The following is a 15,814-nucleotide window of genomic DNA, read 5'->3' on the forward strand; positions in this document are numbered from 1 at the left end:
CTACTTCTCACTTTCCACTTCCCGTTTAATGTATTTTCTAGCGACATATTCATCCACGATCGCGGTGAATTCTTCGGCGATATTGTCGCCACGCAGCGTCATTGCCTTTTCGCCATCGATATAAATCGGTGCGGCCGGCGTCTCACCAGTACCCGGCAGGCTGATGCCGATATTCGCTAATTTGCTCTCGCCGGGACCATTCACCACACATCCCATGACTGCGACAGTCATGTTCTCGACACCGTTATACTGTTCGCGCCAAAGCGGCATTTGCGTGCGCAAATGGGATTGTATGCTTTGCGCCAGCTCTTGAAAGAAGCTGCTGGTGGTGCGTCCGCAACCGGGACAGGCTGTCACCATCGGTGCGAAGGCGCGCATTCCCATGGTCTGCAATATCTCCTGACCTACCAGCACTTCCCTGGTACGATCACCGCCCGGTTCAGGCGTTAAGGATATGCGTATCGTATCGCCTATGCCCTCTTGCAACAGCACGGCCAGAGCCGCGGTCGAGGCCACAATCCCTTTGGAACCCATGCCGGCTTCGGTCAACCCCAGATGCAATGCGTAGTCGCACTGCTGCGTCAGGGAACGATAAACGGCAATTAAATCCTGTACTTCGCTGACCTTACAGGACAGCACAATACGGTTATGCGCCATGCCCAATTGTTCGGCACGCTGCGCACTCTCGATAGCAGACGCAATCAGCGCGGCGCGCGTCACTTCTTTTACATCTTTTGGTTCTGCCAGACGCGCATTTTCATCCATCATGCGCACCACTAATTTTTGATCCAGGCTACCCCAGTTCACCCCGATGCGCACCGGCTTGTCATACTTGATCGCGGTTTGAATCATGATGGTAAAAGGATCTTCTTCAGCGCGATTGCGTCCGACATTGCCCGGATTGATACGATACTTAGCAAGCGATTGCGCGCAATCGGGAAACTCTGTCAGCAGACGATGGCCGTTGTAGTGAAAGTCGCCCACTAAGGGTACGAAACAACCCAGCGCATCCAGCCTGCGACGAATATGCACCACCGCGGCGGCAGCTTCCGGCGTATTAACCGTGATGCGTACCAGTTCAGATCCCGCTTTGGCCAACTCAAAAACTTGTTTAGTCGTACCATCGATATCGGCAGTGTCGGTGTTGGTCATGGATTGCACCACGATAGGCGCTCCGCCGCCCAGCAACACACTTCCGACCACAACCCGTTGCGACGGGCGACGCAAAATGACATTCATACACTTACTCCAGCGTCACACGCGCCACATCGCTGCCGGCATTAACATAGGACGACAGATCGACCGGTTTTTCGCCATAAAACAAATGTACCGCTGAGGCATGGCCGATCACCATGGTATAGGGCGCAACGCCTTCAACCCGCAATTCACTGCCGGGCGCATTGACCTGTCTGGCCAGTACTTTTCCGGATTGATCCTTGATTTCCGCCCAGGATTCCTTATCAAAAACCAGACGCAACGCCGATACTGTTTTGGCAGCAGCTACGGTCGACGCCGACATGACCATCGATACAGGAGCGACGACAGGCGACGAAGCCGCCACATCGATAACCTCCGACACTTCCGAGGCGACCAGCATTTCAACTTGATCCGGCATCGGCAGCGATGCGACATCGGATGCGGCAAGATCAATCGTTGCGACCGGCTGTTGGGGCGTGCTGTTTTGCCAAGCTGCGAAGACTGCAATCAGTACCGTAACGAGTAAAGCTGCACTTAGCAAATTGATATTTTGACGACGACTGGTTTTTTCAGTCGGAAGCGGTTCTTCTACTTTTGCCTGAACTGTGTTAACAACGACCGCACCGGGCAGTGCATCGAGCAGCGGCTGCGCGTCCAGTTGTAACAATTTGGCATAGCTACGCACAAATCCGCGCAAAAAAGCCGTCTCCGGCAGCACCTGAAAATCATCGGCTTCGAGTGCAATGATTTGACGCGGTGCAAGCTTAATCTTGACCACGACATCGTCTATGCTCATCCCCATACTTTCGCGCGCAGTCCGCAAAATACAGCCCACGGATGGTGAAGCCTGTTCTACAACGGCGGCCTCTTGAGATTCTGTGCCCGATGCCAGCGCTTGTTCCGGGACTCCGGTCTGCTCGGGTTCATTCTTTGCTAACGGTTCCATCATTCACCCTGAATCAATAATTGAGTTTCACGCGAATCGGGGTAACGTTGACGCAAATGCATGGCATAACTCGCCTCTGCATTGACGTTCCCGGTACGGCGTTCGATACGTACGGCAAGCAATAGCTGTGCTGCCGTCAAATTTTCTTTCTTAAGCCCGGCAAAATATTGGCTGGCGGACGAATACTCGCCACCTGCAAATTTAAGTTCTGCCATGGCCAGCAGCGCCTGATTCAATTCAGGCTGCAGGCGCAATGCGCGCTGTAAAAATTCTTCAGCATCCTGTGTCTTGCCCGCTTTTTGAAAACACAGGCCCGCATTTAAATAAGCACGCTCAGGGGTGGTATACAACGGATTTTTAACCGCCGCCATAAAATGTGTGATCGATTCGGATTCACGCCCGCGCTGGCATAAAAACCAGCCGTAATTGTTGTGCGCTTCTGAATCCGTTTTATCCAGACGTAAGCTTTGTACAAAATCAGCCTCGGCCTCCGTGTCCTCGCGCAGCGACATGTGGATCAGCCCGCGCACATTGTAGGCTGGCGCATAATTTTGATCGGCCCGCAACGCCAGATCGATTTCGGATAGCGCGATTCCCATCTGGATGCGCTCAAAATACATACCCGCCAGCTCAGTGTGGATCTTAGCGCTGTTTTGCGCACGCTCGTTGCTTTGCTGTTTTACCGCAGCGCCGCCACAGCCTGCCAGCAGCAACGCCAGTACCAATGCGAGGCGTTTCATCGTGCTGCCTCATGAAATACTACCGGACGCGTCCCCGTGCGACGGGTTTTGTCCAGCACTTGACCGGCCAGTTGGCCGCAGGCCGCAGCGATATCGTCGCCGCGCGTCTTGCGCGTGGTCGTGATGATATCTGCCTGCATCAGCACATCGCGAAAGCGCTGGATTGCGTCCGGTCTCGAACGCTTATAGGGCGATAGCGGAAACGGATTGAACGGAATCAGGTTAAATTTGCACGGCGTATCTTTCACCAGTCGCACCAGCTCATGTGCATGCTGCACCGTATCGTTCACGCCATCGAGCATGACGTATTCGAAGGTGATGAAATCGCGCGGCGCTTTTTCCAGATAACGCTGACAGGCGCCCAGCAATTCTTTAAGCGGATATTTTTGATTGACAGGCACTAATTTATCGCGCAAGGCGTCATTCGGTGCATGCAAGGAGACCGCCAGCGCGACCGGACATTCTTCGCGCAATCTGTCCATGGCCGGCACGATACCTGAAGTGGAAACCGTCACACGACGGCGTGACAGGCCATAAGCCTGATCATCCAGCATCAGTCGCAACGCGCTCACGGTATTGTCGAAATTGAGCAGCGGCTCGCCCATCCCCATCATCACCACATTGCTCACCGGCCAGTTACCCTCACTGTTCTTGCCCAGCTGATGATTGGCCCACCAAAGCTGACCAATGATCTCTGCGACCGTCAGGTTACGGTTAAACCCCTGTTTGCCGGTCGAACAAAACGAGCAATCGAGTGCACAGCCAGCCTGAGATGAAATACACAGCGTGCCACGCGCGGATTCGGGGATATACACCGCCTCCACCGCGTTGCCGCTACCGACGCTCAGCAGCCACTTACGTGTGCCGTCATCGGATAATTCTTCCCGAACAATATCGGGTACGGTAATACAGGCGCTTTGCGCCAGCTTGTTGCGTAATACAGCTGCGATATCCGTCATCGCAGCAAAGTCAGACTCCCCGACCTGATAAATCCAGCGCAGCAACTGCTTGGCACGAAACGGCTTTTCGCCCATTTCCGTGAAATAAGCGGTCAGCGCATGTGCATCCAGATCGAGGAGATTTTGCATCTTTAAAACGATTAACGCGAGTAAACGTTCAATGCAGGGAAGAAATACGCGATTTCAACTGCGGCTGTTTCAGCTGCATCAGAACCGTGTACCGCATTCGCATCGATACTGTCAGCGAAATCAGCACGGATCGTACCTTTGTCAGCCTTTTTAGGATCTGTCGCGCCCATCAGGTCACGATTCTTCAAAATGGCGCCTTCGCCTTCCAAAGCCTGGATCATCACAGGACCTGAGATCATGAATTCAACCAGATCATTGAAGAAAGGACGTGCAGCGTGCACAGCGTAAAAGCCTTCAGCTTCTTTGCGAGACAATTGCGTCATGCGTGCAGCGATAACCTTGAGGCCCGCACCTTCAAAACGCGAGTAGATTTGACCGATTACATTTTTTGCAACAGCATCAGGTTTGATAATTGACAGAGTACGTTCAACAGCCATGCTAAATTCTCCAAACTGGGATTGATAAAATTACGACCGCTCATTCTAGCAGAGTTTGCCCCTGCTGTCGCTCGTCGAACTCCGCTATCCGCGCCGCTCGTCATCCGGGATTAAGCGCCGCACGCGCCAGAGAACTCCCCCGAACGAAGTAAAGTTTGTTCGACTGCTGCCGATATTATTAGCAATACCGATAAATATCGCCAATGAATGCAACACCTGCCTCGTTCTGACGGTAAAATCGAAGTGCGGCAACCGGAATACTTAACTACATAATTCAACTCACACACTTATGCCTATCTTGTTTGTATTGATGCTGCTGATTGCCTGCTCGTCGCAGGCGGCAACAGACAATCCGGCCTTAGCGAAACGCGCGGAGGCACAACGGGCTCAAGAAGCCGGGGATTATGCCCGGGCTGCGACCCTTTTTTTGCCGTTAGCAGAAAAGGGAGATGCCATCGCCCAGTTCAATCTGGGGCTGCTGTATGCGCAAGGTCGGGTCATTTTGCAAGATTACCGGATTGCATTGCAGTGGTATCTGGCAGCGGCTGAACAAGGCCACCCTGAGGCGCAAAACAAATTGGGTGAACTCTATGTGTCAGGCAAAGGTGTGGCGCAAGATTTCAAAAAGGCCATGAACTGGTTTTTATTGTCGGCAAAACAGGACAATGCAACAGCCCAACTGCATATTGGCGACATGTACGCCGAAGGACAGGGCGTGCCGCAGGATTACCGTGAAGTCTTTAAATGGTATCAGTTAGCTGCAAAACAGGGAGACTCAGTCGCCCATGCCAGATTAGCCGAGTGTTATGAAAAAGGCTTAGGCAGCGCGCAAAACAGCCGTGTTGCGATTGACTGGCTCAACACGGCCATCACTAGCGCACCGGACATGAACCAGCGCAAAGCCTATATTGCCCGCCGCGATGAAATCGCCCAGTTGATTGACAGCCGTAAGCTGGCAATCGAACAAAAACTGGCACGCGAAGAAGCAGACCGCGTCAAAGCAGCAGAAGCGCTTCGCGCTGAAGCTGAACGGGTTGCTGCCGAAAATGCGGCGATCGCACAGGCGGCGGAACAGGCAAGACAGAAGGCCGTCGCTGACGCGGCGTTAGAAGTGCAAATTGCCGCCTATAAACAAGCCGCAGCTGAAGAAAAAGCCGCCAAACTGCTTGCTCAGCAGGAAGCCAAAGCTGAAAAAATTAAAGCGCTGCAGCAAGCCCGCGCTGAACGCGATGCGGCACGCGCGAATCAAAAAAACAATTACGCCAACAGCATCAAGGCGCGTGAAGATCAACGCCGCGCCGAAATCAACGCGGAAGTGGCCAGACACCGTGCAGAAGATATTGCCCGGCACAAAAAGCCCAGCGACAGCATGGCAACACGCAAGACGGCCAAAAAAGATGAGGATCCGGACCACCCGCTATTGAACGAGGAAAAGCCGCTCATTAAAGCGGCTGCGGCCAAAAAACCCGCCAGACACGCGGCAACGCCAGAACCACAAAGCGACGCCAGCCGCAAACCTGCCGAGGCGGAACCTGTTCCGCAAGCAGCAGTACAAAAACCCGAGCCTAAGTTGCGCGACACGCCTGTTAAAAACATTAAGAAAGCAGATGTAAAAACCAAGCCTCGCTACCCTGCGAGAATTGAACTGACCGACGAAGAATTAGGGGTGCATGAACCGCAAAAGGCGGAGGGTGGCGAACCTGTCAAAACACCCGTCAAAAAAATCGAATGGTCCAAAAAACCCGCCACGCCGTAAGGTGTGATCTTAGCGCGGCGTCAAAGAGATCGAAACAGCCGCCTCGATCCCTGTCGCTTGAAACGCCGCCGCAATTGCAACACCGGGCACACAAACGAGGTCGTCACCGCAGTACAGCAAGGGTAAGCGCTCGCGCTGCCAGGGCGGGATGCCACATTCCTGAAACAAGTTTTTCAAGGTGCGCGTTGAACCTGCCGCTTGAGGTCGCAACGACTCACCGCCCTGACGCTGCCGCAACGTCACCTCAGCGCCCTGTAACGTCGCAAGACTGATACCCTGCCCTTCGGTGTATTGAAATACGACTGAGGCGTTTAATGCGGGCCATGGCAATATCGCCTCGCCCTGCCACTGCAGCACCCCGTCAAACGAAGCAAAAGCCTGCAAGACATAGACGCGTCCCTGATGGCGCCGCACCTGCCAGCCGCCAAAATCGATGCAGAGCGCGGCATCCTCACGCGCGGAACAGAGCTGTTGCAACAGGTCATCGAGTTTCGCCGCGTGCGGCATGGGGGCACCTTGCTGATCGAAAAAATAGCGCAGCAGATTTTTGGCCCGCGCATGACTCAACGCCTGTAGTGCCGTGACACTCAGGCACGCATCGATCAGCGCACCGGCCGCATCGATACGCGCCAGCTCGTCGAGCAAGCTAGCGGCTTCTGCAAAATGACTCGTGCTGCGCGTTAGGGTCTCCCGGTAGGAGGGAAATTGAGTGGCGAGTTCCGGCAGCAAGCGATGGCGCAAAAAATTGCGTGGATAGCGTTCATCCGCGTTGCTTTCGTCTTCTACCCATTCCAGACGCTGCTCAGCCGCATAAGTTAAGATTTCATCACGGGTAAACTGCAGCAGCGGACGCACCAGCCGGTGAGTCCGCTGCGTTTTTTTGGGCTGACTCAAGACCGGCATTGCGCTTGCACCCTTCACGCCCGCACCGCGTAGCAGCTGCAAAAACAGGGTTTCAACCTGATCATCCGCATGGTGGGCCAGTGCGACAAAATCGCAGCGCTGCGCGTCAAACGCGGCATGGCGCAAACGACGTGCGGCAGCTTCTATCCCCTGCGAGCGTAACGGGGCGATATCCACCCGTTCGATGCAGAGCGGAATCTGATGGCGTTCGCACAGCAGCCTACAGAACTCCGCCCAGGAATCTGCATTGCGGCTGATCCCGTGATGAACATGCAGTGCGGAAAGTTTCCAAGAGAAACGCGGGGCGAGGTGATGCAGCAGATGCAGCAGCACGACAGAATCTACGCCGCCGCTCAGACCAAGCAGGATGGAACTACCCTCGGGCAGCTGCGGCCCGAGACTGATAGCCAGCCGCTCCGTGAGATTAAGTAAGCTCGACTTCCTTGAACTTGCCATAACTCATCAGGCGATTGAAGCGGTCACGCAACAAGTCGTTGGTTGGTTTTTCCTGTGCGATTTTCAATGCATCTTGCAGCGCCTTTTTTACGCTTTGCATAGTCGCCGGATAATCGCGATGCGCGCCGCCCAGTGGTTCGCTGATGATTTTATCGACGATGCCGAGCGATTTGAGTCGTGTTGCCGTGATACCGAGCGTTTCCGCTGCATCCTCGGCTTTGTCAGCGCTCTTCCATAAAATAGACGCACAGCCTTCAGGAGAAATCACAGAATAGGTGCTGTATTGCAGCATCAGCATCGCATCTCCTACCGCAATCGCCAGCGCACCGCCCGAACCGCCTTCACCGATGATGGTGCAGATGACCGGTACACGCAATTCGCTCATTTCATACAGATTACGGCCGATCGCCTCAGACTGACCGCGCTCCTCCGCATTCACGCCGGGGTAGGCGCCCGGGGTGTCGACAAAAGTCATCACGGGAATGCCGAATTTTTCAGCCAGACGCATCAGGCGCATCGCCTTGCGATAGCCTTCAGGACGCGGCATGCCGAAATTGCGCGCAATTTTTTCTTTGGTATCGCGCCCCTTCTGATGACCGATCACCATGACGCTCTGACCGTTGAAACGTGCTAATCCACCGACAATCGCACGGTCGTCGGCGAAATTGCGGTCGCCGTGCAATTCCTCAAAATCGGTAAACAAATGCTCGATGTAATCGAGCGTATACGGGCGCTGCGGATGACGCGACACCTTGGATATTTGCCAAGGCGTGAGTTTTGCGTAGATATCGCGGGTCAAGGCTTCGCTTTTTTTCGATAACTGATCGATCTCATCGGTGATATCCAATGCCGCCGTATCGTCATGCACATCGCGCAATTGCTCGATTTTATCTTCCAGTTCCGCGATAGGGCTTTCAAAGTCTAAAAAGGTAATTTTCATATTGTTCCAGGCTCTTAGCTTAACATCCAGCCGCTGGCAACTTAGGGCCCGCGGTGGCTTTTGATTAATTCTTCCGGCGTAAACCCGACCGGCTGCGGCGCGATGATACTACAAACCGAAGAAACGTTTGATATTCACCAGCAATTCGTTGCGTTGAGAGCTTTTTTCCTGCCGCCGGGTTTGCTCATCCAGATGATGCAACACGCTATCTAACTGCACTCGCCGTTCAATCAGAATATGGGTGATTTCATCAGCCAAACCGGGTCTTGCCTGCATGATGCCTGCAAATGCCTCCTTATCGAGCCGGTAGCATTCCACATCGGTCGTCGCAATGACAGACGCTGAACGCGGTGCGCCGGTCATCATCCCCATTTCGCCGAAAAAGCTGCCGCGCCCGAGCACATTCACTGTGCGCCGCCCCCCATCGGGTGTTTCAAGATACACTTCGGCCTCGCCGTTGATGATGATATATAACCAGTGTGCAACGGCACCTTGCCTTGAAATAATGTTGCCTTTGGCAAACTGCGCGTATTTAAGCCGCTCGGCCAGCGCAATCAATTCGTCGTTGGTCATATTGGCGAACAGCTCAACATTCTTGAGCGTTTTAAGGCGTTGCTGGGCTTCCCGCTGATGGATTGCCCCTTCGTATTTTTCGTTTTCTTTAACGTAGTGAATGTTCTGCATTTCCACTGCCAGCGGTATGCCGGCACGTTCGAGCGAGGTATACACATGCCAGCGTACCGCTGCATCGGTCGGATCATCCAGCGCCATATCGGTCAGCCAGTAACGCAATGCATAACGCGCGACCCCCTTGTCAATTTCCATCAGCACGCAATTAGGGGCTGGCGATTTGGCAACATTGCTGATATCCGCCTGCGAAATGGTTTCTTCAACCGCACGCGTTACCTGACGCGGCGTGGTGTTTAAGCCTACATTAAACCAGATACAACGGCGCCACTGAGACGGATGCCCGCTGCGCCGCCCCAGCACCAGAAATTTATTTTTCATTAACTGACTATTGGGAAATACCACCGTCTCCCAGTTACGCGTCTCGACCAGCGTAGAGCGCCAGCGAATATCCACCACACGTCCGACCAGATCATCCACCTTGATCCAGTCGCCGATCTCAATCGAGTTATCTAGTTGCAGCGCCAGACCACCTAAAATATTACCTAGCGTGTCTTGCATGGAAAAAGCCACCACAGCCGTGATCATGGCCGATGTCGCGACAATACTGCCAAGATCGAGACCTGCATAACTCAACCTGACCAGACACCAGGCGAGATAAGCGATGATGACAAAAATATCTTCGGTGATGCGCGGCGGTTGCAGCCTCACCGAAGGCAATATAATGCGGAATGCCATTAAACCGCACAATCGGATGATCGCAATACCGGAACCAATCACCGCCGCCTCATGAAAAAGTGCTGCGGCGAAGGTGTAGTTCATGGCGTGGACCAGCCCGCTCAATAGCGCGATCACCTGACAGGCCGCAAAGAAAATCAGCGTATTGGTGACGCTCTTGCGATCATCCTTGATGAAATAAATCAACCAGAATGACAGCAGTAGCACCGATATAAACACGACCAGCGATTCGTCGCGCCAAAAATATTGTATCGCCGTCTGCCAAAAAACCATGATTTCTCCGCTATTCATTAGGATGCCGATGCTTCAGAATAACCGGCTAACGTTTTGCTGCGCCGCCAGAATGCCCACGTATCAAAGCGCGTAAGACTCAGCTGTTGCAGGCTGCCCCCCCCCACCAGATCGACTGTTAATTGCTCTATTTTCCCGCTGCGCAAGGCCTGCCACAAAGGCTTTGCATATCCCGTCTCAAACGACTGCAACGCATCGCGCCACCCGGCCAGATCGCCGCGCTGTAACGCACGGCGCAACCCTGTCCAGACCAGCAGCTGCCTGTCCTCACTTGCCTGCCACTCGGACGGCCAAGCCGAATAAGGGATGTCCGCTGCAGATGCGAGCATTTCGAGCAACACCTCATCAGAGCTGACATGATCATATTCGCCCTGCACAGGCGCTGATTGGGGGCCATTCCCCCAGAACCACACGCTGTTGACGGGGACATCGCCGCGTGCTTCCCGTACCGCGTTGAGCGGATTAGCAAACAACAGCATCTGAATCTCATTGAACAGTTGATGCCAGCGGCGCGCTTCAGTGCCTTCAGGCAGATTGCCGTGAATATTGCGCCCGGCAGCCTGTGACAGCGGCATCGTTTGAATATCAGGATGTTCGTTCAGACACACATACCAGCGATTGGGGTGAGGCGCAAAAAATGTCACGCCCTGCTCTGAAAAATGGGCGTTCAGACTGATGCAAAATTGCATCGCCTCGTCGGGACTGACAGCGACATCGGGCAGCAACACCACCTGCTCGCGCTGCAGTCGTACATGGACTGGATCCGCACGCAGCCAGACGCCCGCGGGCAAACCGTCGAATGCAGCAGAAAGCGATGCGATTCCAGAGGATACGGAAAACAAGCCGCAAACACACGCGTCCAGTGATAAGCTATCTGCGCGCGGTTGACCCGTGGACACCCCGCGCGCCAGCAGCTTTTCCAGTGCTGGCAGTTGCAGTCCCGCACACACCTCGGCGGCAAACTCTTTAGGCAGGCATAAATCGGTAATAACCAGATGTACTTTTTTCATGGGCGCGATTTTAACCCAGATTAGCGCTCAGACAGCCCTGCGCTTATTCGCGACACTACTTTTAGCCACAACAAAAATGAGGGGGTTGCCCCGATTTACAACTGAGCCTGCTGATGTAAACTGCCCCCAAATAATATTCCTTGATTTGATGCACTATGGTTCTCCGAAATCACTACCACGTTTACGTCATAGAGTTGTCCAAAGACGTACTCTTCGAGGCTAAATTTAAAAAATGCAATCCCGGTTACGTCACAGGCAAGCTCTGTGTCTATGTCGGCATGACAGGCCTTGATCCAGATGTCCGTTTTGACAAGCACAAGGCCGGCATTCAATCAAATAGGTACGTGAAGCAATACGGGCTGCGTTTGCTACCGGATCTTTACGAAGGGTTCAATCCGATGGGATACGGGGAAGCGTGTGACACAGAAATCGAAATTGGTATTGATTTGCGTAGCGCAGGATTTGGGGTCTGGCAGGCGTAGGGATTTTTGCGGGATGATTGAATATGCGTATCAGTGGCCAACCAAAACAATAGATTTATGGATATAACTTTACATCTACGATAAATTAATCAAGCACCTAGAGTTTTGGTTATGACACATAGTCATACGCTACTCACCTTGCCAAGCCCTGAAATTCAGTTCCCGAGACTGAGCTGCACTTTGAATTTACAGGTCAATATTCAATCTCGCCGGCGCGCCAATAGCGTGCAGTTCTTCAGCCTAGTCTGACGATTTAATCCAAAAACTCGAACTCCGCCACAAGCATGTGGTGATCCGAGGCATTTGTCAGTTTCACGGCGTAGCGTACAAATGCTGGTGTCGACTGTAGAAAATGTGAGCGGGCACGTAGGGGCGTCTGCGCCACGTACTGGTTGATGAGATGCATTCTGGGATAATAACGAACATACATTTATCATTCCCCTGTCTTCACTGCAAAATTCAAATCTTGAAGAATGCGTCCACCTTGGCGGCGCAAATGAAATCGTTTTCTGACAAGCCATTGATGGCATGAGTGGAGTATTCAATCTGGCACCTGTTGTAACTCACCTTCAGATCGGGATGATGATCTTCTCGATGGGATATCCAGGCCACCACATTAACGAAGGCCATGGTCTGGTAATAGTTTTTGAATTCGAAAGTTTTACCGATCAGCTGGTTATATTGAACCCAGTCGTCGAGTTGCTTCATCAGCGTGATAATTTCATCCTGCGTTAGCGGAGGTGTACCGACCTCGCAGGGCTTGCATTGCTTGTGGGTTAGGTCGAAAACGTTGTCCATGATGTCCTCACTTAAACTAGTAAAGGTTGGTTCGAGATACATGTTGATTGCATTCCATCTATTTGTATTCGCTAACAAAAATTACTACAGCGGCTCAGATGGACCGTTAAAAATTCTATTCATCCGTTTCTGTTGAGCAATTAAAAGCAGCCACTGTTTTTTTGTTCATTGCCTCTTAAAGGCTACAGCGTTTTATGCTCTGATGATATAGGACAAATACCGATGGGTTTTTACTGATTTTACTTAATGCATATCGAGCAAAACACCGATAGTTTAAAAACGGCCATCCCATCAAAATCACATCGCGATAATCGCTACAGGTAGCCGTGTCGCGCAAATATCTTTTCTCATAAGCTCAATGGAGGTTTATATGTTGCAAACGATTAAAATGCCTGTCGTTTCAGAATGCGCTATTGCCGAATGCGCTTACAACTCAAACAAGTCCTGCCATGCCATCGCTATAACGATAGGCGACGGTAATCGCCCTATGTGCGACACCTTCTTTAAGTCGTCAAGACATGGCGAATTAAATAGCATAGCGGGGGTTGGGGCGTGCAAGGTTTTTATATGTCGTCATAACAACAATCTTGAGTGTAGTATGGAGAGTATCCGGGTTGGCTCTGAGCAAGATCATGGGAAATGCATGACGTTTGTTGCGGCCTAGCCTTCGAGCATCAGCGCACGGGCTGCCAATAGCCGCTTAACAAACAGGGGGCTGTTCTACTGTAGATATGGCCGCACTTCACGCCCCCTTTAGGTTTTTACCGAGGAGAAAATAGATGAAGCATACCCTGCCCCCGCTGCCTTATGCGATGGACGCGCTGCAACCCACATATCCAAGGAAATGTTCAAGTAGCACTACGGCAAGCATCATCACGTGACCAATCTCAATCATCTGATCATGCGAGCGTGCTGCACTGGACGACATTATCAGGAAATCTTCCGGCGGCATTTATAATAATTCCGCGCAAGTGTAGAGCCACACCTTTTCTGGAACTGCATGAAGCCGAACGGCTGCGGTGCTCCTTCCGGTGAACTGGCTGCTGCTATCAACAAGTAGTGGGGCCGCCACGATGAGTTCAAGAAGGTGAAGCCGCGCGATGGATACAATTCATCGGCAGTGTAAAAAATATATTGTACAAATCGCTATTCACGCCCGATGCTGACCGTGCACTTTACTGATAACCACGAGGAGTAATAAACCATGTCTGAGAGCAAATGTCCGTTTGTACACAAAGCCGGTAGTAGTAGGTCAAACCATGACTGGTGGCCGAATCAGTTGCACCTCGAAATCCTGCACCAGCATACCCCCGAGTCCAGCCCGATGGGCGAGGATTTCAACTACGCCGAGGCATTCAAGACGCTCGACCTTGCGACCGTGAAGAAGGACCTCACCGCCCTGATGACCGACTCGCAAGCATGGTGGCCCGCGGATTACGGCCACTACGGCCCTTTCTTCATTCGTATGGCCTGGCACAGTGCAGGTACCTATCGTACCGGCGATGGACGCGGCGGCGCGGGTCAGGGCAACCAGCGTTTCGCCCCCCTCAACAGCTGGCCCGATAACGTCAACCTCGACAAGGCGCGCCGGCTGCTGTGGCCGATCAAGCAGAAATACGGCAGGAAAATTTCCTGGGCCGACCTCATCATTCTCGCGGGCAACGTCGCCATGGAATCGATGGGGTTCAAGACCTTCGGATTCGGCGGCGGACGCGAGGACATCTGGTCGCCGGAGATCGACGTCTACTGGGGCAATGAAGAAAAGTGGCTGGACGACAAGGCGCGCTATTCCGGCGAACACGACCTCGAAAATCCACTCGCCGCCGTGCAGATGGGCCTGATCTACGTTAACCCGGAAGGCCCGGGCGGCAACCCGGATCCGCTCGCATCCGCACGCGACGTGCGCGAAACCTTCGCGCGCATGGCGATGAACGACAAAGAGACGGTGGCGCTTACCTGCGGCGGGCACACCTTCGGCAAATGCCACGGCGCCGCTCCGGCCACACATGTGGGGCCGGAACCCGAAGCCGCGCCCATCGAGCAGATGGGCCTAGGCTGGAAGAGCAGCTTCGGCAGCGGCAAGGGCGGCGACCAGATCGGCAGCGGCCTGGAAGGCTCTTGGACGCCGACCCCGACGAAGTGGGACATGAGCTATCTCAACATGCTGTTCGACAACGACTGGGTGCTGACCAAGAGCCCGGCGGGCGCCTGGCAGTGGACGCCGAAACAGGCGACCGACAGCAATATGGCACCAGCGGCGCACAATGCCGCGAAAAAGGTACCGATCATCATGACTACCGCCGACATGGCGATGCGCATGGACCCGGCCTATGAAAAGATTGCGCGGCGCTTCCGCGACAACCCTGACGCCTTCGCCGACGCCTTCGCCCGCGCCTGGTTCAAGCTGACCCACCGCGACATGGGCCCCCGCGCACGCTACCTTGGCCCCGAAGTGCCCGAGGAAGCGCTGGTCTGGCAAGACCCCATCCCCGCCGTCGATCACCCCCTGATCGACGATCAGGACGTTGCCGCCCTCAAGGCCAAAGTACTGGAGTCCGGGCTAAGCGTCGCCGAGCTGGTCTTGACTGCCTGGGCATCAGCCTCGACGTTCCGCGGCTCCGACAAGCGCGGCGGCGCCAACGGCGCGCGCATCCGCCTCGCGCCGCAGAAGGATTGGGAGGCCAACCAGCCGCAGCAACTGGCCAAAGTGCTCGGCAAACTCGAAGGCATCCAGAGTGCGTTCAACGCCGGCGGCAAGAAGGTCTCAATGGCCGATCTGATCGTGCTGGCGGGCTGCACCGCTGTCGAAGAGGCTGCCAGCAAAGCTGGTCAGGCTGTGACGGTACCGTTCACGCCGGGCCGCATGGATGCCTCGCAGGAACAGACCGACGTGGACTCGTTCTCCGTGCTCGAACCGATCGCCGACGGATTCCGCAACTACCAGAAGGGCAAGTACGCTGTCTTGTCTGAAGAACTGCTGCTCGACAAGGCACAGCTGCTGAAGCTCTCCGCGCCAGAGATGACGGTTCTGGTGGGCGGCATGCGTGCTCTAAATGCAAATGTCGGACAGTCCCAGCATGGTGTCTTTACCAAACAGCCAGGAGCGCTCACCAACGACTTCTTCGTTAACCTGCTCGACATGGGCACGGTGTGGAAGCCAGTGTCGCAGGATGAAGAACTGTTCGAAGGGACCGATCGCAAGACCGGCGAAAAGAAGTGGACCGGCACCCGCGTCGATCTGATTTTCGGTTCAAACTCCCAGCTCCGTGCGCTCGCAGAAGTCTACGCGTACAGCGATTCGCAGCAAGGGTTCGTGCGTGACTTCGTGGCGGCATGGCACAAGGTGATGAGCCTCGACCGCTTCGATCTTGAGTAATCTTCTAAGATTAGGTCTTAATAAGTCCG

At 53.9% G+C, this 15,814-nt stretch carries 14 protein-coding genes; 4 read left to right on the plus strand and 10 right to left on the minus strand.

What is annotated here, in order from left to right:
* The 5 genes from ispG to ndk are packed head-to-tail and all read right to left on the minus strand — an operon-like array spanning position 1 to position 4,408.
* Positions 1 to 1,239: a flavodoxin-dependent (E)-4-hydroxy-3-methylbut-2-enyl-diphosphate synthase gene (ispG, locus tag GALF_RS06990; protein ID WP_013293359.1), complete on the minus strand. Its 1,239-nt coding sequence runs from the start codon at positions 1,237 to 1,239 to the stop codon at positions 1 to 3.
* Positions 1,240 to 1,243: 4 nt separating this feature from the next.
* On the minus strand, positions 1,244 to 2,146 hold the full coding sequence (locus tag GALF_RS06995; protein ID WP_041938009.1) for a RodZ domain-containing protein: 903 nt from the start codon (positions 2,144 to 2,146) through the stop codon (positions 1,244 to 1,246).
* On the minus strand, positions 2,143 to 2,883 hold the full coding sequence (gene pilW / locus GALF_RS07000) for a type IV pilus biogenesis/stability protein PilW (RefSeq protein ID WP_013293361.1): 741 nt from the start codon (positions 2,881 to 2,883) through the stop codon (positions 2,143 to 2,145). Before pilW ends, GALF_RS06995 begins: the two co-directional genes overlap by 4 nt.
* Entirely contained in the window at positions 2,880 to 3,971 is a 1,092-nt protein-coding gene (gene rlmN, locus GALF_RS07005) for a 23S rRNA (adenine(2503)-C(2))-methyltransferase RlmN (RefSeq protein WP_013293362.1), read from the minus strand. Before rlmN ends, pilW begins: the two co-directional genes overlap by 4 nt.
* An 11-nt stretch (positions 3,972 to 3,982) precedes the next feature.
* The gene (ndk, locus tag GALF_RS07010; RefSeq protein WP_013293363.1) at positions 3,983 to 4,408 is read right to left on the minus strand and encodes a nucleoside-diphosphate kinase; all 426 of its coding nucleotides are present in this window, start codon (positions 4,406 to 4,408) and stop codon (positions 3,983 to 3,985) included.
* Positions 4,409 to 4,697: 289 nt separating this feature from the next.
* Between ndk and GALF_RS14925 the strand changes: the two genes are divergently transcribed.
* A complete protein-coding gene (locus GALF_RS14925; RefSeq protein ID WP_013293364.1) occupies positions 4,698 to 6,164 on the plus strand; it encodes a tetratricopeptide repeat protein in 1,467 nt (488 codons plus the stop codon).
* Between the two features lie 9 nt (positions 6,165 to 6,173).
* On the opposite strand, the gene tilS is transcribed toward GALF_RS14925, so the two are convergent.
* The 4 genes from tilS to GALF_RS07035 all read right to left on the minus strand — a co-directional run bounded on the left by tilS (position 6,174) and on the right by GALF_RS07035 (position 11,129).
* Complete coding sequence (gene tilS, locus GALF_RS07020) at positions 6,174 to 7,523, minus strand: tRNA lysidine(34) synthetase TilS (RefSeq protein WP_013293365.1); 1,350 nt, start codon at positions 7,521 to 7,523, stop codon at positions 6,174 to 6,176.
* Positions 7,492 to 8,463 (minus strand): acetyl-CoA carboxylase carboxyltransferase subunit alpha, encoded by a 972-nt coding sequence (locus tag GALF_RS07025; protein ID WP_013293366.1) that lies wholly within the window; start codon positions 8,461 to 8,463, stop codon positions 7,492 to 7,494. The genes tilS and GALF_RS07025 overlap by 32 nt, the downstream gene beginning before the upstream one ends.
* Before the next feature lie 108 nt (positions 8,464 to 8,571).
* Complete coding sequence (locus GALF_RS07030; protein ID WP_013293367.1) at positions 8,572 to 10,101, minus strand: mechanosensitive ion channel family protein; 1,530 nt, start codon at positions 10,099 to 10,101, stop codon at positions 8,572 to 8,574.
* Positions 10,102 to 10,118: 17 nt separating this feature from the next.
* The gene (locus GALF_RS07035) at positions 10,119 to 11,129 is read right to left on the minus strand and encodes a 2,3-bisphosphoglycerate-independent phosphoglycerate mutase (RefSeq protein ID WP_013293368.1); all 1,011 of its coding nucleotides are present in this window, start codon (positions 11,127 to 11,129) and stop codon (positions 10,119 to 10,121) included.
* Positions 11,130 to 11,284: 155 nt separating this feature from the next.
* Between GALF_RS07035 and GALF_RS07040 the strand changes: the two genes are divergently transcribed.
* Positions 11,285 to 11,611 (plus strand): hypothetical protein, encoded by a 327-nt coding sequence (locus GALF_RS07040; protein WP_013293369.1) that lies wholly within the window; start codon positions 11,285 to 11,287, stop codon positions 11,609 to 11,611.
* 459 nt (positions 11,612 to 12,070) lie between these two features.
* Here GALF_RS07040 and GALF_RS07045 read toward each other — a convergent pair whose 3' ends face one another.
* Complete coding sequence (locus GALF_RS07045) at positions 12,071 to 12,409, minus strand: 4a-hydroxytetrahydrobiopterin dehydratase (protein ID WP_041938010.1); 339 nt, start codon at positions 12,407 to 12,409, stop codon at positions 12,071 to 12,073.
* A gap of 388 nt (positions 12,410 to 12,797) precedes the next feature.
* Between GALF_RS07045 and GALF_RS07050 the strand changes: the two genes are divergently transcribed.
* Both GALF_RS07050 and katG read left to right on the plus strand, forming a co-directional pair.
* Positions 12,798 to 13,073 (plus strand): DUF1540 domain-containing protein, encoded by a 276-nt coding sequence (locus tag GALF_RS07050; protein WP_223293753.1) that lies wholly within the window; start codon positions 12,798 to 12,800, stop codon positions 13,071 to 13,073.
* A 540-nt stretch (positions 13,074 to 13,613) separates the two neighbouring features.
* Positions 13,614 to 15,785: a catalase/peroxidase HPI gene (katG, locus tag GALF_RS07055; protein WP_013293375.1), complete on the plus strand. Its 2,172-nt coding sequence runs from the start codon at positions 13,614 to 13,616 to the stop codon at positions 15,783 to 15,785.
* Positions 15,786 to 15,814: the final 29 nt, after the last annotated feature.

It is taken from the genome of Gallionella capsiferriformans ES-2 (assembly GCF_000145255.1).
In the GTDB taxonomy this organism is placed as follows: domain Bacteria; phylum Pseudomonadota; class Gammaproteobacteria; order Burkholderiales; family Gallionellaceae; genus Gallionella; species Gallionella capsiferriformans.